The 25,787-nt window shown below is 53.9% G+C and carries 24 protein-coding genes; 14 read left to right on the top strand and 10 right to left on the bottom strand.

Annotation, left to right across the window (positions count from 1 at the left end):
* The 4 genes from KZZ10_RS01510 to KZZ10_RS01495 all read right to left on the bottom strand — a co-directional run bounded on the left by KZZ10_RS01510 (position 1) and on the right by KZZ10_RS01495 (position 4,579).
* Positions 1–747, bottom strand: a complete 747-nt coding sequence (locus tag KZZ10_RS01510) for an SDR family NAD(P)-dependent oxidoreductase (protein WP_259659719.1) — start codon at positions 745–747, stop codon at positions 1–3.
* Between the two features lie 4 nt (positions 748–751).
* A protein-coding gene (prfB, locus tag KZZ10_RS01505) for a peptide chain release factor 2 (RefSeq protein WP_259659718.1) occupies positions 752–1,856 on the bottom strand; the annotation gives its coding sequence in 2 pieces (ribosomal slippage) (positions 752–1,774 and positions 1,776–1,856; 1,104 coding nt in all).
* 60 nt (positions 1,857–1,916) lie between these two features.
* Positions 1,917–3,626, bottom strand: coding sequence for a single-stranded-DNA-specific exonuclease RecJ (recJ, locus tag KZZ10_RS01500; RefSeq protein ID WP_259659717.1), 1,710 nt, complete (start codon positions 3,624–3,626; stop codon positions 1,917–1,919).
* A complete protein-coding gene (locus KZZ10_RS01495; RefSeq protein ID WP_259659716.1) occupies positions 3,608–4,579 on the bottom strand; it encodes a hypothetical protein in 972 nt (323 codons plus the stop codon). Before KZZ10_RS01495 ends, recJ begins: the two co-directional genes overlap by 19 nt.
* A 104-nt stretch (positions 4,580–4,683) precedes the next feature.
* On the opposite strand from KZZ10_RS01495, the gene KZZ10_RS01490 reads away from it, so the two are divergent.
* Genes KZZ10_RS01490 through KZZ10_RS01480 form a run of 3 tightly spaced genes read left to right on the top strand, consistent with a single transcriptional unit; the run spans position 4,684 to position 7,382 of the window.
* On the top strand, positions 4,684–5,916 hold the full coding sequence (locus KZZ10_RS01490) for a lipoprotein-releasing ABC transporter permease subunit (RefSeq protein ID WP_375372525.1): 1,233 nt from the start codon (positions 4,684–4,686) through the stop codon (positions 5,914–5,916).
* A complete protein-coding gene (gene lolD, locus KZZ10_RS01485; RefSeq protein WP_259659714.1) occupies positions 5,909–6,592 on the top strand; it encodes a lipoprotein-releasing ABC transporter ATP-binding protein LolD in 684 nt (227 codons plus the stop codon). Before KZZ10_RS01490 ends, lolD begins: the two co-directional genes overlap by 8 nt.
* Positions 6,582–7,382 carry a TatD family hydrolase gene (locus KZZ10_RS01480; RefSeq protein ID WP_259659825.1) on the top strand — a complete coding sequence of 267 codons (801 nt, stop codon included), beginning with the start codon at positions 6,582–6,584 and terminating at the stop codon, positions 7,380–7,382. Before lolD ends, KZZ10_RS01480 begins: the two co-directional genes overlap by 11 nt.
* Before the next feature lie 52 nt (positions 7,383–7,434).
* Here the strand turns inward: KZZ10_RS01480 and KZZ10_RS01475 are convergent, their stop codons facing one another.
* From KZZ10_RS01475 to KZZ10_RS01465, 3 genes are all read right to left on the bottom strand, one after another.
* Complete coding sequence (locus tag KZZ10_RS01475; RefSeq protein ID WP_259659713.1) at positions 7,435–8,448, bottom strand: Bug family tripartite tricarboxylate transporter substrate binding protein; 1,014 nt, start codon at positions 8,446–8,448, stop codon at positions 7,435–7,437.
* Positions 8,449–8,499: 51 nt separating this feature from the next.
* On the bottom strand, positions 8,500–9,666 hold the full coding sequence (metC, locus tag KZZ10_RS01470) for a cystathionine beta-lyase (protein ID WP_259659712.1): 1,167 nt from the start codon (positions 9,664–9,666) through the stop codon (positions 8,500–8,502).
* 98 nt (positions 9,667–9,764) lie between these two features.
* Entirely contained in the window at positions 9,765–10,226 is a 462-nt protein-coding gene (locus tag KZZ10_RS01465) for a hypothetical protein (RefSeq protein WP_259659711.1), read from the bottom strand.
* A gap of 206 nt (positions 10,227–10,432) precedes the next feature.
* Between KZZ10_RS01465 and KZZ10_RS01460 the strand changes: the two genes are divergently transcribed.
* The 7 genes from KZZ10_RS01460 to greB all read left to right on the top strand — a co-directional run bounded on the left by KZZ10_RS01460 (position 10,433) and on the right by greB (position 18,606).
* Positions 10,433–11,146, top strand: coding sequence for a response regulator (locus KZZ10_RS01460; RefSeq protein WP_259659710.1), 714 nt, complete (start codon positions 10,433–10,435; stop codon positions 11,144–11,146).
* Positions 11,146–12,534 carry an ATP-binding protein gene (locus tag KZZ10_RS01455; protein WP_259659709.1) on the top strand — a complete coding sequence of 463 codons (1,389 nt, stop codon included), beginning with the start codon at positions 11,146–11,148 and terminating at the stop codon, positions 12,532–12,534. The genes KZZ10_RS01460 and KZZ10_RS01455 overlap by 1 nt, the downstream gene beginning before the upstream one ends.
* Before the next feature lie 160 nt (positions 12,535–12,694).
* Positions 12,695–15,157, top strand: a complete 2,463-nt coding sequence (locus KZZ10_RS01450) for a DNA internalization-related competence protein ComEC/Rec2 (protein WP_259659708.1) — start codon at positions 12,695–12,697, stop codon at positions 15,155–15,157.
* A gap of 117 nt (positions 15,158–15,274) precedes the next feature.
* Positions 15,275–16,237 (top strand): tripartite tricarboxylate transporter substrate binding protein, encoded by a 963-nt coding sequence (locus KZZ10_RS01445; RefSeq protein WP_259659707.1) that lies wholly within the window; start codon positions 15,275–15,277, stop codon positions 16,235–16,237.
* Entirely contained in the window at positions 16,238–17,173 is a 936-nt protein-coding gene (locus KZZ10_RS01440; protein WP_259659706.1) for an alpha/beta fold hydrolase, read from the top strand. It abuts the gene before it with no gap.
* A gap of 23 nt (positions 17,174–17,196) precedes the next feature.
* Positions 17,197–18,048 (top strand): PHP domain-containing protein, encoded by an 852-nt coding sequence (locus KZZ10_RS01435; RefSeq protein ID WP_259659705.1) that lies wholly within the window; start codon positions 17,197–17,199, stop codon positions 18,046–18,048.
* Positions 18,049–18,054: 6 nt separating this feature from the next.
* Entirely contained in the window at positions 18,055–18,606 is a 552-nt protein-coding gene (greB, locus tag KZZ10_RS01430) for a transcription elongation factor GreB (RefSeq protein ID WP_259659704.1), read from the top strand.
* Here the strand turns inward: greB and KZZ10_RS01425 are convergent.
* Together KZZ10_RS01425 and KZZ10_RS01420 are read right to left on the bottom strand one after the other, a co-directional pair.
* The gene (locus KZZ10_RS01425; protein WP_259659703.1) at positions 18,590–19,480 is read right to left on the bottom strand and encodes an SDR family oxidoreductase; all 891 of its coding nucleotides are present in this window, start codon (positions 19,478–19,480) and stop codon (positions 18,590–18,592) included. The genes greB and KZZ10_RS01425 overlap by 17 nt on opposite strands.
* Positions 19,477–20,319 (bottom strand): class I SAM-dependent methyltransferase, encoded by an 843-nt coding sequence (locus KZZ10_RS01420; protein WP_259659702.1) that lies wholly within the window; start codon positions 20,317–20,319, stop codon positions 19,477–19,479. Before KZZ10_RS01420 ends, KZZ10_RS01425 begins: the two co-directional genes overlap by 4 nt.
* Positions 20,320–20,383: 64 nt before the next feature.
* Here KZZ10_RS01420 and KZZ10_RS01415 point away from each other — a divergent pair, with 64 nt between their 5' ends.
* From KZZ10_RS01415 to KZZ10_RS01405, 3 genes are read left to right on the top strand one after another with little or no spacing between them, the layout of a single operon-like run.
* Positions 20,384–21,229: an HAD family hydrolase gene (locus KZZ10_RS01415; RefSeq protein WP_259659701.1), complete on the top strand. Its 846-nt coding sequence runs from the start codon at positions 20,384–20,386 to the stop codon at positions 21,227–21,229.
* A gap of 7 nt (positions 21,230–21,236) precedes the next feature.
* A complete protein-coding gene (tadA, locus tag KZZ10_RS01410; protein ID WP_259659700.1) occupies positions 21,237–21,704 on the top strand; it encodes a tRNA adenosine(34) deaminase TadA in 468 nt (155 codons plus the stop codon).
* Between the two features lie 13 nt (positions 21,705–21,717).
* Positions 21,718–22,641 (top strand): LD-carboxypeptidase, encoded by a 924-nt coding sequence (locus KZZ10_RS01405; protein WP_259659699.1) that lies wholly within the window; start codon positions 21,718–21,720, stop codon positions 22,639–22,641.
* A gap of 43 nt (positions 22,642–22,684) precedes the next feature.
* Here KZZ10_RS01405 and KZZ10_RS01400 read toward each other — a convergent pair whose 3' ends face one another.
* Complete coding sequence (locus KZZ10_RS01400; RefSeq protein ID WP_259659698.1) at positions 22,685–24,013, bottom strand: alanine/glycine:cation symporter family protein; 1,329 nt, start codon at positions 24,011–24,013, stop codon at positions 22,685–22,687.
* A gap of 156 nt (positions 24,014–24,169) precedes the next feature.
* On the opposite strand from KZZ10_RS01400, the gene KZZ10_RS01395 reads away from it, so the two are divergent.
* Positions 24,170–25,774 (top strand): ABC-F family ATPase, encoded by a 1,605-nt coding sequence (locus KZZ10_RS01395; protein ID WP_259659697.1) that lies wholly within the window; start codon positions 24,170–24,172, stop codon positions 25,772–25,774.
* Positions 25,775–25,787: the final 13 nt, after the last annotated feature.

Raw genomic sequence — 25,787 nt, 5'->3', positions numbered from 1 at the left:
TTATGCTGGGTATTGACGAATGTCGTCGATGATCGTGGCACCGTAGGTGTCGCTTTCGAGGGCTGCCAAGATGCGTTTTGCGATCGTGTCGGGGACCCCCAGTTGTTTGTTCTGATGAAAGCCAAGGAAGCGATCAAGCGAGGGTAGCGCCTCCTTAGGCGTGCTGCGGATGGTCACTTGCATATCCGTATCAATCACACCTGGTGCCATCGATGTAATCCGCGCGCGCTCACCCACGTCAAGTTTTACCGCCTCGGCATAGCGATCCATCGCTGCTTTGGTCGCACAGTAAACACCCCAGCCCGAACTGGCGTTACGACCTGCACCTGACGAGATCAACATAATGCGACGGTCTGTGGCCTTGTCGCTGGCAGTAAGGATCGCGGCAGTCAGCACCATGGCCGAGGTAATGTTGACTTGGAAAGCGTGATTGATCACTTCAAGGTCATTCAGGTTTTCGGCCTGAGCGATAGGGGTCACGATCCCAGCATTATGGATAAAACGTACGCGGTCGTGTCCGGAAATCAAGGGTTTGAGCGCTTCTACCGCCTGCATCAAGGCCTTCGCATCCCCTAGGTCGACATTGAGCTGCGTCAGTGTTGAAGCATGTTTACTCGCGATGTTGGCAAGTGCATCAGAAGGTTTGCGCGAGAGGGTGACAAGGTGTTCACCCGAGGTGGCGAGCTGCTCTGCCATCGATGCGCCCAGACCGCGGGTTGTGCCAGTAATAATAGTGATCGTTGTCATACGCTTAGACTCCTTGTTTGAGGCTTGCCTGGATAAACGGATCGAGATCCCCATCGAGCACTTTTTGCGTGTTCGATATCTCAACGTTCGTGCGGAGGTCTTTGATGCGGCTTTGATCTAGTACATAAGAGCGGATCTGGTGACCCCAGCCCACATCCGTTTTCGCATCTTCCATTTTTTGTTGCTCGGCCATACGATTGCGCATTTCAAGTTCGAAGAGACGCGACTTCAGCATTTGCATGGCTTCTGCTCGGTTACGGTGCTGCGAGCGGTCGTTCTGGCACTGCACGACGATGTTGGTGGGTAAGTGCGTGATACGCACTGCCGAATCGGTTTTGTTGATGTGCTGTCCGCCTGCACCACTGGCGCGATAGGTATCGATACGTAAATCGGCAGGATTGATATCGATTTCAATCGAATCATCGACTTCTGGGTACACAAAGACGCTCGCAAACGAGGTGTGACGACCGCCTGAGGAATCGAAAGGACTCTTGCGTACTAGTCGGTGGACGCCGCTCTCGGTGCGAAGAAAACCAAAGGCGTATTCGCCTTCTATTTTGATGGTGGCGGACTTGATACCAGCCACTTCGCCTTCTGACTCTTCTAGTAGTTCTGCCTTGAATCCTTTGCGTTCGGCGTAGCGCAGATACTGTCTAAGCAACATGGAGGCCCAATCTTGCGCTTCCGTACCTCCGGCACCGGCCTGAATATCTAAGAAGCAGTTCAGTGGATCTGCCGGATTAGAAAACATTCGACGGAATTCCATGCCTTCCAGAGTGCTTTGAAAGCCATCAGCATCCGTTTCAATGGCCTCGAGCGTTGCATCGTCATTATCCGAGGCTGCGAGTTCAAAGAGCTCGCGCGAGTCGGCAATGGCTTGTGCAAGAGCGGTGAGTGTAACGACGACGTCTTCAATACTCTTTTTTTCGCGGCCTAAATCTTGGGCACGCTTGGGATCATTCCAGACGTTTGGATCTTCTAGTTCGGCATTGACAACGTGCAGACGCTCGGCTTTGACATCGAAGTCAAAGATACCCCCGAAGTGCAGACTCGCGCGCAGTGTAATCCGCGAGTCTTGAGGCGATTTGGTTCTGACGTTCGGCTTCCATGCGTATATTTCCAGCTATTTGATTTAATAAACACTGTATTTTAACGGACGTGGAGAGGGATTACGCCGCCTGTGCATGCTCGAGGACGAGTTGGACCGAAACCATGCCATTCCATACATTCTGTTCTAGTCGGTAAGCCGCCTGTATACGCTCGGGCAGGCTATCGGTGCGTCCAAACCATATCGCATCGAAGCGCTGCGAGCCTCGCTCCAAAACGAGCTTTAGGTGCTTGTCACCTACGAGTTTTTGATTTCGAATACGAAATTCGTCTAAGAATAATGGAGCTGCAAAACCTGCGCCCCAAACCTCTTGAGCCAGTAAACCCGCGACCTGTGCGTTGGCATAGCCCGTTTCAAGGGAGCCATCGGTTTCGATCACCGGTTCAAAGCTTTTGCGACCCGTCATTTCAATGACCGCCTGTTCGAAGGCTGGCGCGAAGCGCTCAAAGTCATCGCGTCCAAGCGTCAGCCCTGCTGCCATGGCATGGCCGCCAAATTTGCGGATCAGACCTGGATGCCTCTTTGAGACCAGATCAAGCACATCGCGAAGGTGTACATCCGGAATCGAGCGTCCCGAGCCGCGGAGCTCGTCATCGCCTGCCGGCGCGAACGCAAGGGTTGGACGAAAAAATCGTTCCTTGAGCCGTGAGGCGACGAGTCCCACCACGCCTTGGTGCCACTCAGGGTGCATGACACAGACTGAGGCGCCCACTTGCCCAGCTTCAACATTCTCTGTCGCGCTCAGCGCTTGCTCTTTCATCACACTTTCGATTTGACGGCGCTCTCGGTTAATTGTGTCGAGTTCACGCGCCAATTCGAGCGCTTCCATGTCATCGTCGGTGGTGAGGCAGCGTATGCCCAACCCCATATCAGCCAAACGCCCGGCAGCATTGATGCGAGGTCCCAAGGCGAAGCCTAAATCGAAACCACTGGCAGCCTGCGGGTCGCGGGCGCTCACCGCAAAGAGTGCACGTATGCCGGGCTGCATCAGGCCGCGTCGCATGCGATCTAAACCTCTCGTTACGAGTAAACGGTTGTTCGAGTCAAGCTTTACAACGTCGGCTACCGTCCCAAGCGCGACGAGATCGGCAAGCGCCTCCAGTTTTGGTGCAGTCGCTTGGGTAAACACATTGCGACGTCTGAGTTCAGCGCGTAAGGCGATCATCAAGTAGAAAATGACGCCGACGCCCGCAAGGTTTTTGGAGGGGAAGTCGCAACCCGGTTGGTTGGGATTGACGATCGCGAGTGCATCCGGGAGCGTCTGTCCCGGGAGGTGATGGTCGGTAACAACCACCCCAAGGCCGTGACGATTTGCAGCGGCTACTCCCTCTACGCTGGCGATCCCGTTGTCGACGGTTATGAGTAAGTCAGGGCGCCCCGCTTTGTGTACCAGTGCAAGGTCCACTACGGCTTCGGACAAGCCATAACCGGTCTCAAAGCGATTCGGTACTAAGAAGTCAACAATGGCTCCCATGGAACGCAGGGCTCTTAAGCCTACGGCACAAGCGGTCGCTCCGTCGCAGTCATAGTCTGCCACGATGAGCATACGTTTGCCCGCTGTAATCGCATCGGCTAAGAGGATTGCGGCATGCTCGTTTTGTGTCAGGGTATTAGGTGGCAACATCGCAGGCCACTCCAGGCGAATGTCGTCAGCTTGCGTGATGCCGCGCGCGGCCCACAAGCGTGCGAGCAAGGGGTGTAGACCCGAGCCGGCTAGGCGTTGTGCTGCAGCATCGTTACTGCGACGAATGGTTAGTTTTGGAGATTCCACCAATCGGTCCAATTTTGCTTGCGTCGTGGAAGCAAGTGCTGCCACCAACGCGGGATGAAGGGGTTCATACGGACTGCGTGACGTTGTCCGGTCAAGGTAAGGGTTGGTTGTATTGTTGTGTCTGTGCGTTGAAGAAGCGCGAGCTCAAGTTCGGACGACAAAGCAGGGAGCTGCGCAATCCATCGCGCCCAGTCGCCCTCTAGGCAGGCGTCAGCGAGCGCATTAAGCGTGTGAACGGGCGAAATCGTTGCAGCTGGCCGCCAGCCCCTCGCCCCACCGAACAGCCAGAGGGAATTGATTGGCGGCAGACCCCTTTGAGTGCGCTGTTCGTTGACAGGATGGGTATGCCACAACATTTGGATTTCGTTGAGTAGGCGACGCCAGGCTTTAAAACTAGGATCCTGTGGCCACCAGTCAGATAATGACATTTGGCACACTGCATTAGGGCTCATAGACGGTGCTTGTGCGGCTTCACCGGGCCAAACTCGCCAAAGGTCCGCTTTCAGCGCCAAGGCAGAGATTTCTGAACCGGCCCACAGCACGCTTGCCGCTTCAAAGAGGACATCGGCCTCGTGCTGTTCAATGCGCAGGGAAGAGGGGGCAATCATACGCGCACCTTCACGCCCAATCGTAATAGAGCAAAGCTGTGCAACCCACACTGGCTCTTTGGTTGAGTGAATGCTGGCGGCAAGTGGAGCCAGTCCAGCACCTAAATTCAACCTAGTTCCCAGGGTCTCCTTATCGCCCAGGTACACGCCTTCGGCGTAACCAAGTCTGCGTAAATGTAGTGCCTCGTCGGGCGTGCAGCCAGTCTGCTCAGGAGGAAGTAAAACGACTTCAGCAGTTCGATGCTCACATAGGTCAACCAAGGCAGGACAATGCCTTTGTAGTTCATGCGCTAAGTCTGGTGCAACGGAGGTCGGCACTAAGCCGCCGGGGATCAGAATTTCCATGTTTTCATTGTAGTGGGATGCCTCGCTTTGCGGGGGTTTGATGCCATAATGCTACTGTGCTGAAATTACCTTACGAAATCTGGATTGGAGCCCGCTATGCGGGGCTGGGCAGTTCGCGCGGCCGGGGTGGTCGGCGCGATCGTTTTGTTTCGTTTGTAGCAGCCAGTTCTATGGCGGGTATTGGGCTCGGTGTTGCGGCGCTCATCGTCGTCTTATCGGTGATGAACGGCTTCCAGAAAGAGGTGCGTGACCGAATGCTTTCGGTATTACCGCATATTGAAATTTTTGTTCCAGGTTCCGATCCCCTTGCTGCCCTCGACGGTTGGCAGGCACTTGTCGCAAGTGCGAAACGCTCGCCTGCGGTGTTGGCAGGTGCGCCCTTTGTGGCGGCGCAAGGCATGCTCATGCGCGGCCAGAGCTTGCGTGGTGTGCAGGTCAGGGGCATTGATCCGGTCGCTGAAAAAGAGGTGTCGGATGCAGGCCGCCAAATGGTGGATGGTCGTCTGACTGATCTCAAGCCTGGCGCTTTTGGTATCGTACTCGGACAGGACTTGGCAGACATGTTGCAGGTGCGGGTGGGGCAAACGGTCATGATGCTTGCACCGGCTGCGAATATTAGCCCCGCAGGCTTCTCGCCTCGCATGCGGCAGTTCACCGTAGTGGGGACCTTCCGTTCCGGGCATTTCGAGTACGACTCCTCGCTTGCCTTTGTTGACGCTGTCGATGCTGCAAAAGTGTTTCGCGATGGTGCACTGGCCGGTGTGCGTTTGCGTGTAGACGATATGCACCGCGCGCCCGAGATTGCGCAGTCTCTTTTGCCATTGTTGCCCAGCAGTGTGATGGTTGCAGATTGGTCGCGCAATAACCGGACATGGTTTGCTGCGGTGCAGACCGAAAAGCGAATGATGTTTTTGATCTTGACCCTAATTGTGGCGGTTGCGGCGTTTAACTTGTTGTCCTCGCTTGTGATGGCGGTTAAAGATAAACAGTCTGATATCGCGATTCTTAGAAGTTTTGGCGCAACACCGGTTGCTATTGCCTGGATCTTTCTGGTGCAGGGAGCGATGATCGGCGTTTTGGGAACGTTGACTGGCGTGATTGGCGGCACCTTGATCGCATTGAATGTTGATGTACTCGTCCCCGCAATAGAGCGCTTGTTGGGTGTGCAGTTCTTACCCAGAGAAATTTATTTTATTAGTGCGCTACCTTCCGATGTCCGCCTCAATGACGTTGTGTCGATTGGTTTGACATCCTTGGTGATGTCCCTTCTCGCCACACTGTACCCAAGCTGGCGCGCCTCGCGCTTGCAGCCTGCTCAGGTGCTTCGTAATGACTGATTACGCCTTGCGCGCACAGAATGTTTGCAAGCATTACGCTGAGAGTGGCGTGCGGATCGATGTGTTGAATCAGGTGAACCTGTCGATTGTCCCCGGTGAGATGGTTGCTGTGGTGGGCGCTTCGGGCTCTGGTAAAAGTACACTGCTGCACATTCTTGGACTCTTAGACATCCCGAGTTCCGGTTCGATCGAGGTGGCTGGACAGTCAAGCGAGGGGCTTTCTGAAGCGCAGCGCAGTCGTTTGCGTAATCGTGGTTTAGGTTTCGTGTATCAGTTCCATCACTTACTAGCTGAATTCACAGCGCTCGACAATGTGGCAATGCCACGCATCGTGGGACGGCAAGACCGGGACAGTGCGCGTGCCGAAGCTCAACGGTTTCTCGAAATGGTGGGTTTAAAGGACCGTGTTCTGCATTACCCAGGGCAGCTCTCGGGTGGCGAGCGCCAGCGTGTTGCGCTCGCCCGCGCGTTGGTTAACCAGCCCGCCTGTGTTCTGGCGGATGAGCCGACAGGCAACTTGGATAGGCACACGGCACATCGCATGTTTGATCTGCTTAAACAGGTTAATGCAGACTCCAAAACGGCGTTTTTGGTTGTGACGCATGATGCAGAGTTAGCGGCGCTAGCCGACAGGCGTTTGCTGATGGATGCCGGACGACTGGTTGATGCTACTTGATACGCATTGCCATCTGGATGCGCGTGAATTTGATTTAGATCGCGAGGTAGTGATCGCGCGAGCACTCGCTTCGGGTGTCAAGAGCATCTTGATCCCCGCGGTTGAGCCGGCTAACTTTGAACAGGTACGCGCATTAGCGCAGCGAATTCCGGGCGGCGCCTATGCACTCGGTATTCATCCTCTTTACGTACAAAATGTCCAAGATGAGGCGTTAGTGCAACTGCGCCGCGCCCTAGAGGCGCAGCGTGATGATCCTCGACTCGTTGCAGTCGGTGAGATTGGCTTAGACTTTTTCGTGGCCGAAATTTCTGCGGGCGAGCAGCGAGCAAAACAAGAGCGCTTTTACGTGGAGCAATTAAAGCTCGCCATCGAGTTTGATTTGCCTGTCATTTTACATGTCAGGCGCTCGCAAGACGTGCTTCTCAAATATCTTAGGCGCCATGCTGTTCGCGGTGGTTTGGCACATGCGTTTAATGGCAGCTTGCAGCAGGCCGAGCAGTTCGTCGCTGCGGGATTTGCACTTGGGTTCGGTGGCGCAATGACCTACACGCGCGCACTGCAAATTCGCAGACTGGCGTGTGCACTACCACTGGAGTCAATCGCTCTTGAGACTGATGCTCCAGATATTCCGCCTGCGTGGTTAACTGAGTCACGTCGCAACGAGCCAGCGGAAGTCGCGGGAGTCGCACAAGCGCTTGCGCAGCTAAGGCAGGAGACTTACGAGGACATTCTAGCGAAAACGGCACAGGCTGCTTTTCGTGCGATTCCAAGACTTCACGCAATACTCTGAGTGCCGTGCGTTTGGCACTCAGGATACGGCGGTCCTTGCCTAGCGTTCGGGATTAGTCGACCTTTACGCCAGAGGCCTTGACGACGGCGCCCCAGTCGGCGATCTCTTTATTGACGGTTTGGATAAAATCGGTTCGGGCATTACCGACAACTTCCGACCCACTTTGATTTACCTTGGTTTTCATGTCCGCTGTGGACATCGCTTTGCGCACGGCTTGTTCGAGATACGCAATACGATCAGCCGGCGTTCCTTTAGGTACAAACACGCCATACCAGTCTGCGACATTCATGTTTTTGATGCCCAGACTCTCTAGTGTCGGTGTTCCTTTGAAGACGCCCAACAAATTGTCATTCGTGGCTGCGAGAACACGCAGTTTTCCTGAGGACACTAAGCCTTCAACTGAGGAGGGTGAGGTGACAAGCATAGCGATTTGTCCACCCAGTAGGTCTGTCGTAGCAGGGCCCGCGCCTTTATATGGGATGTGGGTAAGTTTGATATTTTCTTGCGTGGCTAGACGCGCAGTTGTTAAATGCGAGAGCGTGCCATTACCGGGTGTGGCGAAGTTCACGACATCAGGGCGTGCGCGTGCGTCTGCGATGTAGTCTTTCATCGATTTGTAGGGGCTGTCTGCACGAACTACAAATACAACCGGTGCGCTCGTCAACTGTGAAAGGGGTTCAAAGTCCTTTTGGGGCACGAAGCCTGCGTTTGGGTAAAGCGCAGGGTTCACGCCGATGATGCTTGTCTGTGAAGTAAGAATGGTGTAGCCATCCGGCTTCGCTTTGGCGGCCGATGTGGTCCCAAGGTTGCCACCCGCACCGCCCCGATTCTCAACGACGACGGCTTGGCCCACAATGGTTGCAAGTTCGGCAGCCAACAGGCGGGATATCTTGTCGTTACCTCCGCCCGGTGGGAAGGGAGAGACAATGGTAATCGATTGCTTGGGGAAGTCTGCCAAGGGTTGAAGTGTCTGAGCGGAGCTCAGAACTGAGCTAAGCACGACTGTGGCAAACAGCGCAGCACTCGCAGCTCGGGTAGAGTTGCGTGATGTGTTACTTAAATTCATGAGACATCCTTTTGTAAATGAAATCAATTGTTGGGGATCGGTTGGGTGTGGTTATGACAGCGTGTTCAAGGCTTGATTCAGGTCAGCAATCAGGTCCTCGATGTCTTCGAGTCCGATATGCAAGCGAATCACAGCTCCGCGCTGACTCCAATCCGTCAAGACACGCGTTCCTGCGAGGTCCGTTGGAATGACCAAGCTTTCAAAGCCGCCCCATGAGGCACCCAAACCAAATAACGCGAGTGCATCGATGACACCTTCTGCCTGGGTTTGGGAATACCGCTTTTGTAATTCAAACGATATGAGGCCATTCGTGCCGTGACAATGTTTTTTCCAAAGCGCATGACCAGGATCATTAGGGAGTGCTGGGCAAAACACATGCGCTATTTCGGACCGAGACTCAAGCCATTGCGCTACCAGCAGAGCGCTTGCAGCGTGGGCGTGTAATCGTATCGGCATCGAGCGCACACCGCGCAGTGCCATGAAGGCGTCATCTGCTCCGACGGTCTGTCCAAAGCCATAGGTCGCTTTTTGTAATGCAGGCCAAGCGCGCTCGTTGGCGACGGAGGCCCCCATCATCAAATCAGAGTGACCTCCGATATATTTTGTAATAGCCGTAATAGAGACGTCTGCGCCGAGTGCGAGTGGCTGGTACAGCCAGCCTGACCCCCATGTGTTGTCGGCGATCACCCATAAGTTAGATTTCTTTGCAATCTCGGAAATACGCGGCAGATCAAGCATATCGTAGGTGATTGTGCCTGGGCATTCGACATACAAGACCTTTGTATTTGGTTGAATCAAGGCCTCGATACCGTTGCCGTCCGGCGGGTAGAAAGTATGGCTGATTCCAAGGTCGGCGAGTTGATGCTTGCAGAAGTTCCTGACTGGTTCGTACGAAGCATCGCTCAGCAAAATATGATCACCCGGCTTTAAAAACGCTAAGAGTGTCACCGCGATCGCAGCTTGACCTGTGGGGAATAGAAAGCCACGATGGCCATCTTCGAGTTCGACCAATGCATCTTCAAGCGCATACGTCGAGTCAGTCCCGCGCGCGCCATAGGACGGCAGTCGTTCAGTTTCTCGGCGCTTGCGGGTGTCACGCCAGTCTTGGACCGTATCAAACACGTAGGTGCTCGCCCTTGAAACGGGGGCATTGACCCAACCCGTATGGTTTCGTCCAGCTCGCAGCAGCCGTGTACTGCGCTTGGTTGATTCAGACATGCTTAAACATCCCTTAATAGAAGATGCTTAAACCTTATCACGAAGAGGATCACCACGGACGTCGCGCCTAAAGAAACGCAACGCCCTGACAGTCGGTGTTAACCCGACTGGTTATTACCTCGGCCATGTTGACCTGAGCGTGGTGCGGGCAAGGTGATACCTTTTTCTTTAGCACGCTTCTCTATCTCAGCGCGGTTTTCAGCCATGAGTTGTTTGCGCTCCTCGGGCGACTTCGCTGCACGCATTTTTTCTTTCATCGCTTGGCGCTCCTGCTCGGTCATGAGCTCTCGGATCGCAGCATGTCTTTCGCCATCACATGACTGAGCCTTTTTGCCGCCTTCTCCCTGCATCCCTGAGCCCATGCCTTGCCCCATCCCTTGGCCCATTCCCATTCGGTGCCCCTTGTCGCCATGGCCTTTTCCTTGGCACTGCGGTTGAGTAGCAGTTGGAGCGGGTGTTGCAGCTGGAGGTGGGCTAGTTTGTGCTTGGGCGGTTACCATCACCAGGCCAAAACCAACGGTGGCCATCAGGCGAGCTGCGAATTTACGTGGTGTGTTCATGTTGCGTTCCTATTGAAGTGAAAGAAATGTCTCAGCAAATTGTGTGCTGCGGACAAGACGTATTCAATCAGTCACGTACGATTTTTTTATGTCAGACAAGCGGCGATTTGTAACGCTAAGGTCGAAATTCGTACTTTGACACATTGCAATACAATTTTTCGGAAAAGAAGCTGGTCAGAGTCGGGCTTCAAAGGCATGATGGCATTATGGATCACATACTAGTCGTAGATGATGACCGAGATATCCGAGAGCTACTGAGCGAATATCTCCAAAAGCAAGGATATCGCGTGTCTGTCGCTGCAGATGGTCGAGCTATGCGCACGGCAGTTTCGCATGCCATGCCAGATCTGATTGTGCTTGACTTAATGCTGCCGGGTGAGGATGGTCTGACGCTATGCCGTGAACTGCGCAGTCAGTCAGATGTTCCGATATTGATGCTGACCGCCCGCGGAGAAGAAATCGATCGAATTGTGGGGCTGGAGATGGGGGCAGACGACTATCTTGCCAAGCCATTTAACCCGCGCGAGCTTGTCGCTCGCATTAAGAGTGTCCTTCGCCGTGCACGGGCATTACCGCCAAATCTTCGCCCAGATGAGGCGCGAGTGATTCATTTTGCGGGCTGGACGCTTGAGGTGATCACGCGCGATCTGATTGGTCCTGACCGCTCGCGGTTCCTGCTGAGTGGTACGGAATTTCGCCTATTACGTATTTTTCTAGAGCACCCGAATCGTGTTTTAACGCGTGATCAACTTATTGATCTGACACAGTCCAGAGAGGCGGATCCCTTCGATCGCAGTATTGATCTCCAAGTGAGCCGTCTTCGACGCCGGCTTCTGGATAATCCCAAGGAACCCTCCCTCATCAAGACAGCTCGTGGGCAAGGATATGTGCTGGCTTGTGAAGTGACGGTTGAGCACTGATGCGCTGGCTGCCTCGCTCCTTGTCCGGCCGCTTGGTGATTGTGTTTGTAGGCGGACTCATCCTTGCGCAACTTGTGAGCTTAAGCATCCTATTGCAAGATCGGGGTGAGTTTCTCGCCCGCGCCAGTGGTATGCAGTCGGTTATGCGGGTGGTTGATATCCTACAGTTGCTGGATTCCAGCGATGCGTCAGAGCGTGACCGTATTATTCGGGTGCTCCGCTCTCCGCAATTAAAGATCAGTCTGCAGGCAAGCGCAGTTCAGGTAAAGCGCGAGATGCTTGATCCTAGCGCACAAGAAACTGTGTTTCTGTCGATGTTGCGACATAAACTGGGAAGTGACAGAGAGGTGTGGGTCAATATCCGTGCGCGCACATCCGCTATGCCGCGGGGCGCGCCCGCGCTAGAACATGGAGCACACCGCGTTCGCACTGAAGGTCGTGGCGGTTCCCCAGTGCTCGTTGCGCATATCAGATTGCAAGACGGTGTTTGGCTAAGCGTCGATTCGACGCTGGAGCCGCAAACAATGTCTTGGCCATATCGCGCTCTCGTCAGCGCGTTAGTGCTCTTGATGGCGGTTATCGCACTTGCTTGGTTTGGTGTGCGTTGGGTCACGCGTCCATTAAAGGACTTTGCCCAAGCTGCCGAGCGGCTGGGTGAAAACATTGATCGTGCGCCGCTTCCGGAAAAAGGCCCTACTGAAGTTGTCAGCGCCGCCCGTGCACTCAACGAGATGCAGGCGCGCTTGTCGAAGTATCTGAGTGACCGCACCCGCATACTGACCGCTATGTCGCATGACTTAAAAACGCCCATCACCCGCATGCGGCTGCGTGCTGAGCTACTTGAGCACGAGGTCACGCAAGCTAAATTCAAACAAGACCTTGCAGAGCTTGAAGCGATGGTCAGTGGTACGCTTGACTATATGCGTGGTGTGCAGGATGGTGAGCCTCTGCAGACAACGGATATCAACTTGCTGTTGAAGTTGCTCCAAACTGACAGTGGGGAGTTAGGGCATGTCGTTCATATCGATGGTCAGGCTCACAGCGAACTATTATGCCGGCCCCAGTCGCTTAAACGCTGTCTTGCGAACTTGATTGAAAATGCGGTGAAGTACGGTGAAGTCGCTCATGTACAGATAACCGACTCAGGGCAGATGCTACAGATCGTGATTGAGGACGAGGGTGCTGGCGTGGCTGCGAACGAGCTCGCCATGTTGTTTGAGCCGTTTTATCGTGTCGAGGGTTCGCGTAGTCGAGATACTGGTGGAACAGGCCTCGGGTTGAGCATTGCGCGCAGTATCGCCGTGCTGCATGGTGGCAGCTTGCATGCAGAAAATACTGAGCACCGGGGCTTGAGGCTTACATTGCGCCTACCTCGAGCATCCTCGTAGAGCTACCTTGCTAGGTCGATCCACTAGGGCTTGAATTACTTCTCGATCGCTTGCACTATTTTGTGCTTTGCGCGGCGGGGTAATGGGAAGGGCTCTTGGCTTATTGTGCGTGTTCGTCAGTTCGTTCGCATTGACACTAGCAGTGTTGCCGGATTGGGCAATGCTAAGTCAGGTGACTGGCGCTTTAGTGGCACTGCTAGCGTTTTTTTGCACGTTGCGACGCTTCGATCGTATGCGATCGGGCACAAGAATCCGGGGTGCTAAATGGCGGCGAGGTTGCGAGCGACTGCTGGTCCTACTTGTTGCAGGGTTGGTCATGCTGATGTGGGTGGTGTGGCGCGCTGACCTTCGGCTGCAGGACCGGCTCGATCCCGCCCTGGAGAATGTGGTTACGCGTGTCGCCTTCCGTATTGAATCTATGGTGCGAGACCAGTCCGATAGTTTTCGATTTGATGCACAAGTTCTCGATCCAGTGCCGTTGGGTGTTCCACGTCATCTTGAAGTTGTTTGGCGATCTACGCCTCAGCCTCAAGAGCGGGAACTTATGCCAGGGCAGGTGTGGCGTGCCGCACTCATTTTGCGTGCACCTCGAGGTTTCTCTAATCCGCACGGTTTTGATTATGAAGGTCACGCGTTTGCCCGTAATGTGCGCGCGCTCGGTCGCGTGCGTGGCGCTCCGATCTGGCAGAGGGACGAATCGTGGGCCAGCCTAGTGGTTGTTGTGGGCAGGGTGCGTCAAGCGTTGCGTACGTGCATGCGCCGGCACTTAGAAAATAAGCGCTACGGTGCGGTACTGATCGCACTGGCGATTGGGGATCAAGATAGCGTTGATCAGAGGCATTGGCGTGTTTTCAACCTGACGGGTATCACACACCTTGTATCCATTTCAGGTTCGCACGTGACGATGATTGCGGCAATGGGTGGCCTTGTGATGTTTTGGTTAAGTCGCCGGGTGCGCTGGCAACGCAGGGCCCTGTGCGAATGGATACCTGCACGCGTGTTAGCTGCAATGGCCTCAGTCGCAGTCGCCTTTTGCTACTGCTTGCTTGCGGGTTGGGGTGTGCCAGCAAGACGGACATTTTTTATGCTGCTCGTAGTTGGTGCTGCACTTTCACTCAGATTGCCAGTCTCGATGTCGGGAGTGTTGTGTTTTGCCGCAGGTGTGTTGGTGGTGATCGATCCGTGGGCACCACTTGCGACTGGGTTTTGGCTCTCTTTTGGAGCGGTTGCTGTGCTGTTTAGCGCCGCGCACGGAGTGCGCGCAAGTAATCGGTCTGAGAGCTTGCAGCAGCGCGTGTGGAGCGCAATGAGTCAGGCGACGCGCTTACAGTGGCTAATTACGGTTGCGATGACACCGCCCTTAGCATTTTTGTTTCAACAAGTGTCGCTCAGTTCACCCCTTGCCAATGCGTTGGCAATTCCGGTGGTGACGTTCGTCGTTACGCCCTTGGCACTATTGCTTGCATTGTTCTCGGTCTTTCCAGGTATTGACTCTCTCACCTCTTGGTTTGCCTGGTGTGGTCATGCAGCGCTCCAGGCGGTCTTGATCCCCATTACCTGGCTGTCGCAAGCGCCGTGGGGTGCGGTTAGCGTGTCAGCGATGCCGATGACCTGGCTATTTGTGGCCTTGGTGGGCGCCGCATGGGCCTTAATGCCGCGTGGAACCCCTGTGCGCTGGACGGGGTGGGTGTTTATGCTCCCCGCGCTTGCGTGGCAACCGCAGCGACCCGCTTCAGGTGATTGGAGTCTTCTGGCATTGGATGTTGGCCAAGGCACTGCAATATTAATTAGTACAGCACAACATCATCTATTGTTTGATGCAGGGCCAGCGATGGGTCAGACTGATGCAGGGCAACGTATCGTTATTCCGGTGCTCAGAGCGCTTGGTGTACGAACGCTTGATGCACTCGTCTTGTCCCATGCTGATATCGATCACACGGGCGGGTTGGAGTCTCTGTATGCGGAACTTACAATCCCGCTAACCTATGCGTCTTTTGACGTTGGCTTGTTTTTGCAAGAGCGCTTGCGTCGTCGTCGCATGCGCGCTCATGTGCTAGCGATGGATGAGGCTAGTTCAAGACGAAACGCCTCGCTAAACATTCAGCGGTGTATGGCGGGGATGACCTGGCATTGGGATGGTGTGACCTTTACTTTCTTGCATCCGAAAGAGACAAGTCACGTGTTAACTCCGGGTGAGCAAGGCGTCAAAGCAGTGTCAAAAATACGGACAAATGCTCAGAGTTGTGTTCTTAAAATTTCTGGACAACATCACACCGCTTTGCTTCCCGGAGACCTCCCAGCGCAACAAGAACGTGCGTTGGTGGGGTGGCAGAGACATGCGCTCGCAGCGGATGTCGTCGTGATGCCTCATCATGGGTCGGCAACTTCCTCAAGTGCGGAGTTTGTTGACGCGGTCCGTGCACGGCATGCGCTCGCGCTGGTTGGCTATCAGAATCGCTTTCAGCATCCGGATCCTCTGGTGGAGAGGCGTTGGCGACAAGTGGGCTCAACGCTTTGGCGCTCCGATCGTCAAGGTGCGATCGAGGTGCAGTCTGTGCACCCTGCGCTAATTGTTCGCAGTCAACGGGCGTTAAACCAACGTTATTGGCACCGTCAGGAATAACGAGCTTCTTTTAAATGCTGGTTTTTTGGATATCATGTTTGTGATACGTGTTTACTAGACTAAGCTAAACTCAAGCTAGCAATAATAAGTATGACCTAACAATAACGGAGATTCTGCATGCAATTCTTAAAACTCGTTTCGGCCGCAAGCTTGGCTGGCCTATCCTTGATCACTTCGGTGACGGTACAGGCGCAAGTTTTTTCTGACAAGCCAATTCAATACATCATTCCATTTCCACCCGGCGGAGAGTCCGATGTGGTGGCGCGTCTCCAATCAGACATCTCCGCTAAACAGTTTAAGCAGCCAATGGTCGTGATCAATCGGGCGGGTGCGGGCGGTGCGCTAGTTTGGAGCCAAATGAATACCTATCCAGCGGATGGCACGAACATTGTCGGCGTGAATATTCCACACATCATGTTGCAGCCTTTGCAGGACGGTACCCAGTACAAAACACAAGACATTAATGCGGTTTATTACTACCATTTCACGCCAGATGCGTTGATGGTGTCTGCGGATAGTCCATACAAGACGTATCAAGATTTTGTGGCTGCTGCAAAGAAGAACCCGGGCAAAATGACGTTGGCAGGCTCGGCCCAGTACTCCGCTAATCACATGGCTACGGAGCGTTTGAATAAGCTTGCTGGCGTGAAGGTGAACTATGTCCCATTCAAAGGTACGGGGGACCTGATTTCATCACTGATCGGCATGCACGTAGACGGTGCGATGGGCTATTTGCCCCTAGCGATTCAGCAAAAAGCTCGCGTCCGTACTCTGGCCGTCGCGACCGAGACGCGCCATCCTGCTTTGCCTGATGTTCCGACTTTTAAAGAGCTAGGCTTGAACTGGGTGGATGGCGCCTATCGCGGTATTGGCATGCCCAAGAGCACACCAATGGACATCCAGAAAAAAATGTCTGATTACATGGCGCAGTTGAATGCCGATGCGGCAACCAAGAAGCGCTTGGAAGAGGGTGGCTTTGTGCTCGTGGACATCCCGCTTGAAAAAATCCCGGCCTTCATGAAAGAGAAAGAGCCTCTGGTCATGGAAGACGCGCGTAACGCGGGTATGTTGAAGAAATAAATGGCAGATACCTCACCCCGTCTTAAGGCGATTTCTTGCGTGAGTCCTGCGGGGACACACCGCATGGCGTATTGGGAATGGGGTGATGCACATAATCCAGATGTTGTTTTGTGTGTGCACGGTCTGACGCGGACAGGTCGCGATTTTGATGTGCTTGCCCAAGCATTGTCGAGTCGCTATCGTGTTGTGTGCCCGGATGTTGTGGGCAGGGGTTTATCTGACCGATTAACGCAGCCAATGTTTTACGCGGTGCCGCAATACACCAGTGATATGGTGACTCTGATTGGCAGGTTGCAGCCGCAACGTCTATCTTGGGTTGGCACATCGATGGGTGGGCTAATCGGTTTGGTTTACGCAGGCGCTCTAGCCGCAAGCCAGGTGCATGCGACTAAGCTCTTGCCTGCACGAGAGGCCACAGAGTTGCCGCCAAGCGGGATGCGTCTAGATCGTTTGGTTTTGAATGATGTTGGGCCACATATTGAGCCCGCGTCTCTTGTTCGGATTGGGCAGTATGTCGGAGAGTCGGTTAGCTTCGACTCGTTTGAGATGGCTGTGGCTTATGTCAAACAAACAGCAGCCTCCTTCGGACCTCACACTGCTGAGCAGTGGGCGGCGTTGACACGCTATACGTATATCGAACAGAACGGTAAGTGGGTGAAGCACTACGATTTAGCGCTAGCCGAACCATTTAAAACGATGACGCCAGAGTCGGCTGCGCAAGGCGAGGCAATCTTGTGGTCCGCGTTTGATTCGATTAGCTGCCCAACACTGATTGTGCGCGGAAACGATTCCGACCTATTGTCAGAGCAAACGCTTGTACAAATGCTTAGCCGTAATCGCAATGCACAAGCGTTCCGCGTTGCAGGAGTCGGCCATGCGCCAACGCTCATGGCCGACGATCAAGTGCAACATGTTCAAACATTTTTGAATAATTAGTGGTATCTGGAGTACTAGGTTGTATGTCTGAGCGATCCAATTTATTTTGCGCTGACCTGCACTGCCATTCGACAGTGTCTGATGGACTACTTTCGCCAGATACGGTGGCGCGGCGTGCAAAAGAGCGTGGTGTAACGCTGTGGTCCTTGACTGATCATGACGAGCTTGCTGGGCAGAAGCTTGCGAAGCAAACGGCTCAAGAAATTGGCATGGACTATCTTGGTGGTGTCGAGATTTCGGTGACGTGGGCGGGTAAGACAGTTCACATTGTTGGTTTGGGAATTGATGCCGAAAACGCTGTCTTGGCAGAAGGTCTACGGGTCACGCGCAGTGGTCGGTCAGAGCGCGCACGACGCATCGGTGAACGATTAGCCGAATTGGGTATGCCGGGTGCTTTTGAAGGGGCAGCGAGTCTTGCTGGCAACCCTGAACTCATTAGTCGTACGCATTTTGGGCGGTATTTGCATCAGGCTAAATTCGTTCCGAATGTACAGACAGCGTTTGATCGTTACCTGCACGATGGGGGTCCAGCACATGAACCGATGCGTTGGGCTGCGTTGGATCAAGCCATTACCTGGATTAGTCACGCCGGCGGCGTTGCGGTGATTGCGCACCCTGGACGTTATGAATTTACACAAACGCAGTTCGATGCTTTCTTTGCTGCCTTCAAGGAACTCGGGGGCAAGGGAATCGAGGTGATCACGGGTAGTCACCACCCGGGTCAATACCAAACATACGCTAGCGTGGCGAGGCAGTATGGGTTTCTCGCCTCGTGTGGTTCTGATTTTCATGGTCCGGGCGAAGGCCGCTACGATCTGGGCAGTTTGCCACCGTTACCGAGCGATTTGACGCCAGTGTGGAATGTATTGAGTTAAGCGTATATGAACAAAGCCTTTGTGAAAGAACAAGATGGGGATCAGGACGAGGATCTCCCTGAAGCACTGGCTCTGCCTAAGGGGACAAAAAATTATTTGACCCCTAAGGGCTATGCGACTTTGCGTGAAGAATTAGCTCGACTGATGAATGAAGAGCGGCCAGCGATGGTACAGGTTGTTTCTTGGGCTGCCTCGAACGGCGATCGCTCAGAGAACGGCGACTATTTGTACGGTAAAAAGCGTTTGCGGGAAATTGATCGGCGGATGCGTTTTTTGACTAAGCGTCTTGAGCTTGCCGAAGTGGTGGACCCCGCGGCACAAACGAATCGAGATCAGGTGTTTTTTGGTGCGACCGTTTTGTATGTGAACCAAGACGGTGAGGAGCACCGCGTGACCATCGTCGGCGTGGATGAAGCGGAGCCGCTACAGGGAAAAATCAGCTGGGTGTCGCCTGTAGCACGGGCGTTGACCAAAAGCAGAGTAGGGGACCTAGTGACACTGCGCACCCCAGGCGGGATCGAAGAGTTGGATATTCTAGAGATCAGTTATCCGGCTTAGCGATTGCGGCGGCATAGCCATCGCGACTATCCGGCCATTTGAGTTTAAATCCTGTTGCAACTAAGCGAGCGTTACTAAGCCTCTTGCTGCCAACCATTGCGGGCGCTGGGCCAACCGGCGGGCAGGGTCCTCCTACGGCTTGCGCTAAGGCTTCGTAAAGCGCTCGCATCGGTAGCGGCGTCGAATCTGACACGATATATACAGAATCCGGGTTCTGAAGTGAGAGCATGTGAAGTATCGCCGCAGCCGCATCTTCGACATGGATACGGTTGACCCAGTGGCTGTCACCAAGTGGCGCAGAGGCTTGTCCAAGGCGTAGGCGATCTAGTAAGAAATTGCGACCCGGGCCATAAATACCGGACAAACGCAAACTAATCGTTTGAATTTGATGACTCAGCCCGTAGCCGCTTAACCACTGCTCAGCCTCGCATAGAACCTCCCCATTAAAACCCTTTGGTGCTGTCGGTGTGTTCTCATCCACCCAGCGATCTTCCTGATCGCTATACACAGCAGAAGATGAAATAAAAACAATACGCCTGAGTTCGGGAGAAGCGCAGGCCAGAATCGTTTGTTGCAAGCCATGCAAGTAGACCGCTTGATAGTCCGCCGGTGTACGCGCGCCTGGCGCAGCGGCAAAGACAAGATGTGTGATGTCTTTCGGCAGTGTCTGCAAGGTCTCGGTACGTGTGAGGTCCGCACTGAGCCATTCAAAGTTTTTCGGCATGGCAGCGGTTGTGAGCGGCGTTCGACGGAACCCAATCACTTGCGTAGCGTTAAAAACACCAAGCTGATGCGCCAGCCGAATGCCCAGGTCGCCACAACCCGCGATGAGTATCTTTGCGTTGGCTAAGGGGTCTGAGTGTGAGGACTTCATGTCGCTTGTGCTCCGGTGGTCGGCACAAAGAAACGCTCCTGTAGCTCAGTCAATCCGATGCGCTCAAGCACTGCTTGTAGGCGTGCAGCGGCAACCGGTTTCGGAGGCCCTTTACGTTCGGCGATGATCAGCTCGTTCTTCATTGAATGCTCCCATCCCACCAGTTCGGTCACGGTCACTTGATACCCATGCGCTTCGAGTTGGAGGCAGCGTAGCGAATTCGTGACTTGGCTCCCAAATTCCCTCGTATGTAACGGATGACGCCAGATTTCGGTCAGGGGGTCCTTAAGTTGGGCTGTTTTGTGTTTGCGTAAGACGCTCGCCACTTCGGCCTGGCAGCACGGCACGAGGACCATGTAGCGCGCCTGCTTTGTGAGGCCGAAGCGAATGGCGTCGTCCGTGGCGGTATTGCAGGCGTGGAGGGCCGTGACCATATCAATACGATCGCTGATGTCTTCGGATGCGATCGCTTGTGCCACCGTCTGATTCAAGAACCGCATTTGGGTGAAGCCGAGTTTGTTTGCAAGATCCTGCGCGTGTGTGACGAGCTCTGGGCGACTTTCAATGCTGAGCATCGTGGCTTGCTTCGCGTGGTGTCTGAGATACAAATCCACTAGGATGAAACCCAGATAAGACTTGCCTGCGCCGTGATCGACTACGCTAAAATTCGGGCGCTCAAGCGCAAGCTCTTTCAGTAAGGGTTCGATAAATTGGTGCAGATGATAGACCTGTTTGAGCTTGCGTCGGCTATCTTGATTCAGCTTGCCGTCGCGCGTCAGGATGTGCAGGGCTTTTAGCAGCTCTGGGGATTGTTCGGGACGGATATCAGGTGCAGTCATGGTGCCAGATTATCGTACAAATGCTCGGTACAATGTGCCTATTCTGAATAAAGCGGTAGAGACGATGTCTGACGTCATTGCGCTAATTTTCGATTTTGACGATACGCTTGCTCCGGACAGCACTTCGGGCTTTCTGGAAAGCATAGGTGTCGATACACAGCAATTTTGGTCTGGTCGGGTCGATCCGCTACTGGCCCAGGACTGGGATCCTGTGCCCGCCTATTTGCACGAGATGATTGCATTGTCGCAAAAGGGTGATTGTGGGCTGATTACCCAAGAACGCCTGCAGGCCTGGGGTCGCACTTTGCCCCTGCACACGGGCGTCACAACATTGTTTGCAAGATTGCGAGAGCAAGTGCGCCGTGCGCACCCGCAGGTGCAGCTCGAGTTTTATCTGATCTCCAGCGGCATCGGTGATGTCGTGCGCCACACGGCGATTGCTTCTGAATTTAATGCCATTTGGGCCTCCGAGTTTATCTATGGCGAGGATGGTGGGATTGCTTTTCCAAGGCGGATTGTCAGCTTCACCGATAAAACGCGTTACTTGTTTCACATCCAAAAAGGGATTGTTGGCCCTGCTTTCATTGGCAAGCCTTTTGAGGTGAACCGTAAAGTCCCTGAGGACCGTCTGCGCGTACCGTTTGATCAAATGGTGTTTGTGGGTGACGGCTACACCGACATCCCGTGTTTCTCTTTGATCCGCAGTTCTGGCGGTTTCGCTTTTGGCGTCTGGGATCCCAAGCACCGGGATAAGCGCAGCCGCGCATGGGGATTTATTGAGGACGGGCGCGTGTCCAATCTTAATCAAGCACGCTACGATGATGATGCTGAGCTGTATCAATGGCTGGAGGAAGCCTTGACCAGCCTGGCAGGTCGGATTGCACTGAAATCTCGTGTCTACCGCGGATGAAGCCATCATGCGTCTTGCCCTGGAGCAAGCCGCCCGCGCAAAAGACCTAGGAGAGGTCCCGGTTGGTGCCGTGTTGTTAGATGCCTCGGGGCAGGTGATCGCGACAGGCTTTAATCGGACCATTGCTGACCACGATCCAACAGCCCACGCTGAAATCGTCGCCTTGCGGGCGGCAGCGCGGGAAGTGCAGAACTATCGTCTGCCCGGCGCAACACTTTATGTCACCCTAGAGCCCTGTGCAATGTGCTTGGGTGCCATGCTCCACGCACGTTTGGGTCGTATTGTCTTTGCGGCAGCTGACCCCAAAACAGGAGCCTGCGGAAGCGTGGTCAATCTGCTCGAGCACGCGACACTCAACCATCAGACAGTGCTGACGTCGGGTATTTTGGCGGAGGAGTGCGGGACGTACTTACGGGATTTCTTTAAAGATAGACGTGGCAAGACCAAGCAAGCTGACCCGATGGATGCAACATGACACACGAGGCCGTATGAGTAACAAAAAACAAGCTTTGGATGCTCGGGCGCGGGGTATTTATGTCGTGTCACCCTCAAGTGCGGTTGCGGATGCGAAGGTCCTGGTGCGCGGCGTTAAACGCCTAGAGAAAATGGGTTTTAAAGTTGCACTTGACCGCGATACGCTTGCGCGCGAGCAGCGCTTTGCTGGCTCAGATCAGTCACGCCTGGCAGGCTTGCATCGAGCGGCTAAACAAAGCTTGCCGATTGTCATGGCCTCGCGCGGTGGCTACGGGATCACACGCTTATTGCCGCACATTGATTGGCACCTGATGGCTCAAGCCAACAAACGTTTTGTCGGACAAAGTGACTTCACCGCCTTTAATCTGGCTCTGCTCGCCAAGACCGGTTTAGTTAGTTATGCCGGGCCGACTGTTTGCTATGACTTTGGAGCACCTAAGCCAGAGATTTTGACGACTGAGATTTTTGGTGAAGTCATGCGTGGTGAGCTCGAGATCCTGAGTTTTGAATCTGATGACTCAGACGCGGTGGATTGCCGAGGCGTCTTGTGGGGTGGGAATCTGGCAATGATTACTGCGCTCATTGGTACGCCTTTTATGCCTAAGATAAAAAAAGGCATTTTGTTTATTGAAGACGTGGGTGAACATCCGTATCGCATCGAGCGCATGTTGCTTCAACTTGCTCAATCGGGAATTCTAAGTAAGCAGAAAGCCTTGTTGCTTGGAGGTTTTACCGACTACAGGTTGGCTGAGCATGATCGGGGCTACGATTTGCAGTCGGCTATTCGCTTTATTAAGCAGTCTGTGGGCATCCCTGTTATTACGGGATTGCCGTTTGGACATACGCCGATGAAGGCAACGCTACCGGTCGGCGCAAAGGTAGGTGTCGCGACTGAAGACGGCTTGGCTCATATCGTGTTTGATGAGCACCGCGACTAAGCCTTAATCGCGGTGCAGAGTGACGGCGACAAGCCGCCCTTTACTATTTGTCGCGTGCTTTGAGGTATTCCTGCGTCTCTTTGATGACAACGCCGGATAGCAACACAATCCCAATCAGGTTAGGGAAGGCCATCAGTCCGTTAAAGACATCGGAAACTGCCCAGACAAGATCAAGCGACACCACCGTTCCAATCATCACAAAGCTTGTATAGACCCAGCGATAGGGCGTGACGAAGCGTTTGCCTAAGGCGTATTGGGTGCACTTTTCGCCGTAGTAGCTCCAGCCCAGAATGGTTGAGTAAGCGAAGAACAGTAGTCCGATTGTGACAATCCAACCGCCAGGCCCGGGCAACATGTTGTCAAACGATAGCGAGGTGAGTGCTGCACCGGTTGTGCCTGACTGGTATTGACCACCCATCACCAAGACGATCCCGGTGATCGAGCAAACAATGATTGTGTCGATAAAGGTTCCCGTCATGGATACCAGTGCCTGCTTGACTGGCTGGTCCGTTTTGGCGGCTGCGGCGGCGATGGGCGCGGTTCCTAGGCCAGCTTCGTTTGAGAACACACCACGTGCGACGCCATATCGAATGACTGTGCCAATCGCACCGCCGGCTGCAGCTTGCCCTGTAAAAGCGTCTTGAAAGATCACGGCGAGCGCGGGCAACAATGCTTCGATGTTAAACAGGATGACCGCCAAACCACCAAGTAAGTATGTCGCGGCCATGAAGGGCACGATCACGGCGGTCACGCGTGCAATGCTTTTGATACCCCCCAGAATGACAAGCGCTGTGATTGTTGTCAGGATCACGCCAGTTAGCCAGCCTGGCATCCCGAAACTCGCTTGTGCAGATTGCGCAAGCGAGTTCGACTGCACGGAGGCACCTGTGCCTAGCGCAGCAATCATGCCAAAGACCGCAAAGCAGATTGCGAGCCATTTCATTTTCAGGCCATTCGCGATGTAATACATCGGACCGCCTGACATGGTTCCGTCAGCCTCTTTGACGCGATATTTGACGGCCAGTAAGCCTTCTGCGTACTTGGTGGCCATGCCAAAGAAGGCGCTGAGCCACATCCAGAAAATTGCGCCTGGACCGCCCAAAACGACTGCCGTGGCGACGCCTGCAATGTTTCCTGTGCCGATCGTTGCCGCAAGGGCTGTCATCAGTGATTGAAATTGCGAGATGTCCCCAGGCATGTCGGGGTGCCTCTTTGGTGAAAAAGCCATACGCAGTGCTTCTGGCAGCAGTCGGATTTGCAATGCCCCTAGTCGTATGGTGAGGTAGCATCCTGTGCCGACCAACAGGATAAGTAAGACCGGGCCCCAGACGTAGCCCCCCAGTGTGTGAAATAAAATAGTCAGCGATTCCAAGTTTTTCTCCTCGTATTGTGTGATCGAGACATGCCCTGAAGCAGTCCCGTCGCATGATAGGCAGGCGAGGCTAAAAATAGGCCGATTTATCCGAGTTGTTACACTGAAAACATATCTATCAAGATGTAACCACAATATTTACATAAGCAGCCTACCGTGATAACAGCATCAAACCTTGCAATACAGTTTGGACCCAAGCCACTTTTTGAAAACGTTAACGTCAAGTTTGGCGAGGGCAACCGCTACGGCCTGATCGGCGCAAATGGATCGGGCAAGTCCACATTGATGAAAATTATTGGCGGAGACTTAGACTCGACGGTCGGTAACGTCCATCTTGAGCCTGGCTTGCGTTTAGGTAAGTTGCGCCAGGACCAGTTCGCTTTTGAAGATCAACGTGTACTTGATGTGGTGCTCATGGGCCATACCGAAATGTGGGAAGCCATGACCCAGCGTGATGCGATTTACGCTTGCGCAGAGTCGAGTGATGAAGACTATATGCGCGCAGCCGATCTCGAAGCGAAGTTTGCCGAGTACGACGGCTACACAGCAGAAGCGCGTGCGGGCGAGTTGTTGCTTGGGCTCGAGTTTCCCGTAGAACAGCATCAGTTACCCATGCGCGAAATTGCGCCAGGCTGGAAGCTTCGGGTGCTGCTTGCGCAGGCTTTGTTTTCGAACCCAGATGTCCTGTTGCTCGATGAACCAACCAACAACCTTGATATCAACACCATTCGTTGGCTGGAAGATGTGCTCAATGGTTATCAGAGCACCATGATTATTATTAGCCACGATCGCCACTTCTTGAACCAGGTGTGTACGCACATGGCGGACCTTGATTTCGGCGAGTTACGGGTGTATCCCGGTAACTATGATGACTATATGTTGGCTTCGACTCAGGCACGAGAGCGTGTATCGAGTGCCAATGCAAAAGCAAAAGAACGTGTGACGGAGCTACAGGACTTTGTACGTCGCTTTTCGGCTAACAAGTCCAAGGCACGTCAGGCAACCTCAAGACTAAAGCAAATTGATCGCCTCAAATCGTCGCAGATCGAGGTCAAACCTTCGTCGCGTCAGAACCCGTTTATTCGTTTTGAACAGCTCAAAGTCTTGCACCGGCAAGCGGTGACCTTAGAGAATGTCGCCAAGGCGTTTGAGGCTCCGGTGATCCGTCCTTTCTCTGCAATGGTCGAGGCGGGTGAGAAAATCGCCATTATCGGTGCGAACGGTGTTGGTAAGACCACGCTGTTGCGTATGCTCGCACTTGACTTGAGTCCTGACAAAGGCACTGTCAAGTGGTCAGAGAATGCGGATATTGGTTATATGGCGCAGGATGTGTCCGAGCTCTTTACCGAGAAAGACAGCAACCTCTTTGAGTGGATGACGCATTATCGCCAGCCTGGTGATGACGATCAGTCGATCCGCTCGGTACTTGGCCGATTACTTTTTTCGGCGGATGATTTGCCTAAGGCGCCATGTGTGCTGTCTGGCGGCGAGAAAAATCGGATGACTTTCGGTCGGTTAATGCTCAAACGGCACAATGTGATGTTGCTAGACGAGCCGACCAACCACCTGGATATGGAGTCGATTGAGTCCTTGCAACTCGCGTTAGACAAGTACAAAGGCACATTGATGTTTGTGTCGCATGACCGAGAGTTTGTCTCGGCGTTGGCGACACGGGTTTGGGAAATCCAGTCAAATGGCGAAGTGACCGACTACCGTGGACCTTACGAAGAGTACCTTGCCTCTAAAGGCGTTGATCACTAGTGCTCGGACAGCG

The organism is Zwartia hollandica, assembly GCF_019923725.1.
Lineage (GTDB): Bacteria > Pseudomonadota > Gammaproteobacteria > Burkholderiales > Burkholderiaceae_B > Zwartia > Zwartia hollandica.
The sequence above is the reverse complement of the archived record's forward strand: the minus strand, read 5'-3'. Positions and strand labels throughout refer to the sequence as shown.

Bases quoted from the DNA above. Each gene is read 5' to 3' on its own strand.
- KZZ10_RS01415 (WP_259659701.1), top strand. From the start codon at position 20,384: ATGTCTGACGTCATTGCGCTAATTTTCGATTTTGACGATACGCTTGCT.
- KZZ10_RS01465 (WP_259659711.1), bottom strand. From the start codon at position 10,226: ATGAACACACCACGTAAATTCGCAGCTCGCCTGATGGCCACCGTTGGT.
- tadA (WP_259659700.1), top strand. From the start codon at position 21,237: ATGCGTCTTGCCCTGGAGCAAGCCGCCCGCGCAAAAGACCTAGGAGAG.
- KZZ10_RS01445 (WP_259659707.1), top strand. From the start codon at position 15,275: ATGCAATTCTTAAAACTCGTTTCGGCCGCAAGCTTGGCTGGCCTATCC.
- KZZ10_RS01475 (WP_259659713.1), bottom strand. From the start codon at position 8,448: ATGAATTTAAGTAACACATCACGCAACTCTACCCGAGCTGCGAGTGCT.
- KZZ10_RS01425 (WP_259659703.1), bottom strand. From the start codon at position 19,480: ATGAAGTCCTCACACTCAGACCCCTTAGCCAACGCAAAGATACTCATC.
- KZZ10_RS01460 (WP_259659710.1), top strand. From the start codon at position 10,433: ATGGATCACATACTAGTCGTAGATGATGACCGAGATATCCGAGAGCTA.
- greB (WP_259659704.1), top strand. From the start codon at position 18,055: ATGAACAAAGCCTTTGTGAAAGAACAAGATGGGGATCAGGACGAGGAT.
- KZZ10_RS01495 (WP_259659716.1), bottom strand. From the start codon at position 4,579: ATGGAAATTCTGATCCCCGGCGGCTTAGTGCCGACCTCCGTTGCACCA.
- KZZ10_RS01480 (WP_259659825.1), top strand. From the start codon at position 6,582: ATGCTACTTGATACGCATTGCCATCTGGATGCGCGTGAATTTGATTTA.
- metC (WP_259659712.1), bottom strand. From the start codon at position 9,666: ATGTCTGAATCAACCAAGCGCAGTACACGGCTGCTGCGAGCTGGACGA.
- KZZ10_RS01420 (WP_259659702.1), bottom strand. From the start codon at position 20,319: ATGACTGCACCTGATATCCGTCCCGAACAATCCCCAGAGCTGCTAAAA.
- lolD (WP_259659714.1), top strand. From the start codon at position 5,909: ATGACTGATTACGCCTTGCGCGCACAGAATGTTTGCAAGCATTACGCT.
- KZZ10_RS01455 (WP_259659709.1), top strand. From the start codon at position 11,146: ATGCGCTGGCTGCCTCGCTCCTTGTCCGGCCGCTTGGTGATTGTGTTT.
- KZZ10_RS01450 (WP_259659708.1), top strand. From the start codon at position 12,695: ATGCTAAGTCAGGTGACTGGCGCTTTAGTGGCACTGCTAGCGTTTTTT.
- KZZ10_RS01435 (WP_259659705.1), top strand. From the start codon at position 17,197: ATGTCTGAGCGATCCAATTTATTTTGCGCTGACCTGCACTGCCATTCG.
- KZZ10_RS01510 (WP_259659719.1), bottom strand. From the start codon at position 747: ATGACAACGATCACTATTATTACTGGCACAACCCGCGGTCTGGGCGCA.
- KZZ10_RS01440 (WP_259659706.1), top strand. From the start codon at position 16,238: ATGGCAGATACCTCACCCCGTCTTAAGGCGATTTCTTGCGTGAGTCCT.
- KZZ10_RS01405 (WP_259659699.1), top strand. From the start codon at position 21,718: ATGAGTAACAAAAAACAAGCTTTGGATGCTCGGGCGCGGGGTATTTAT.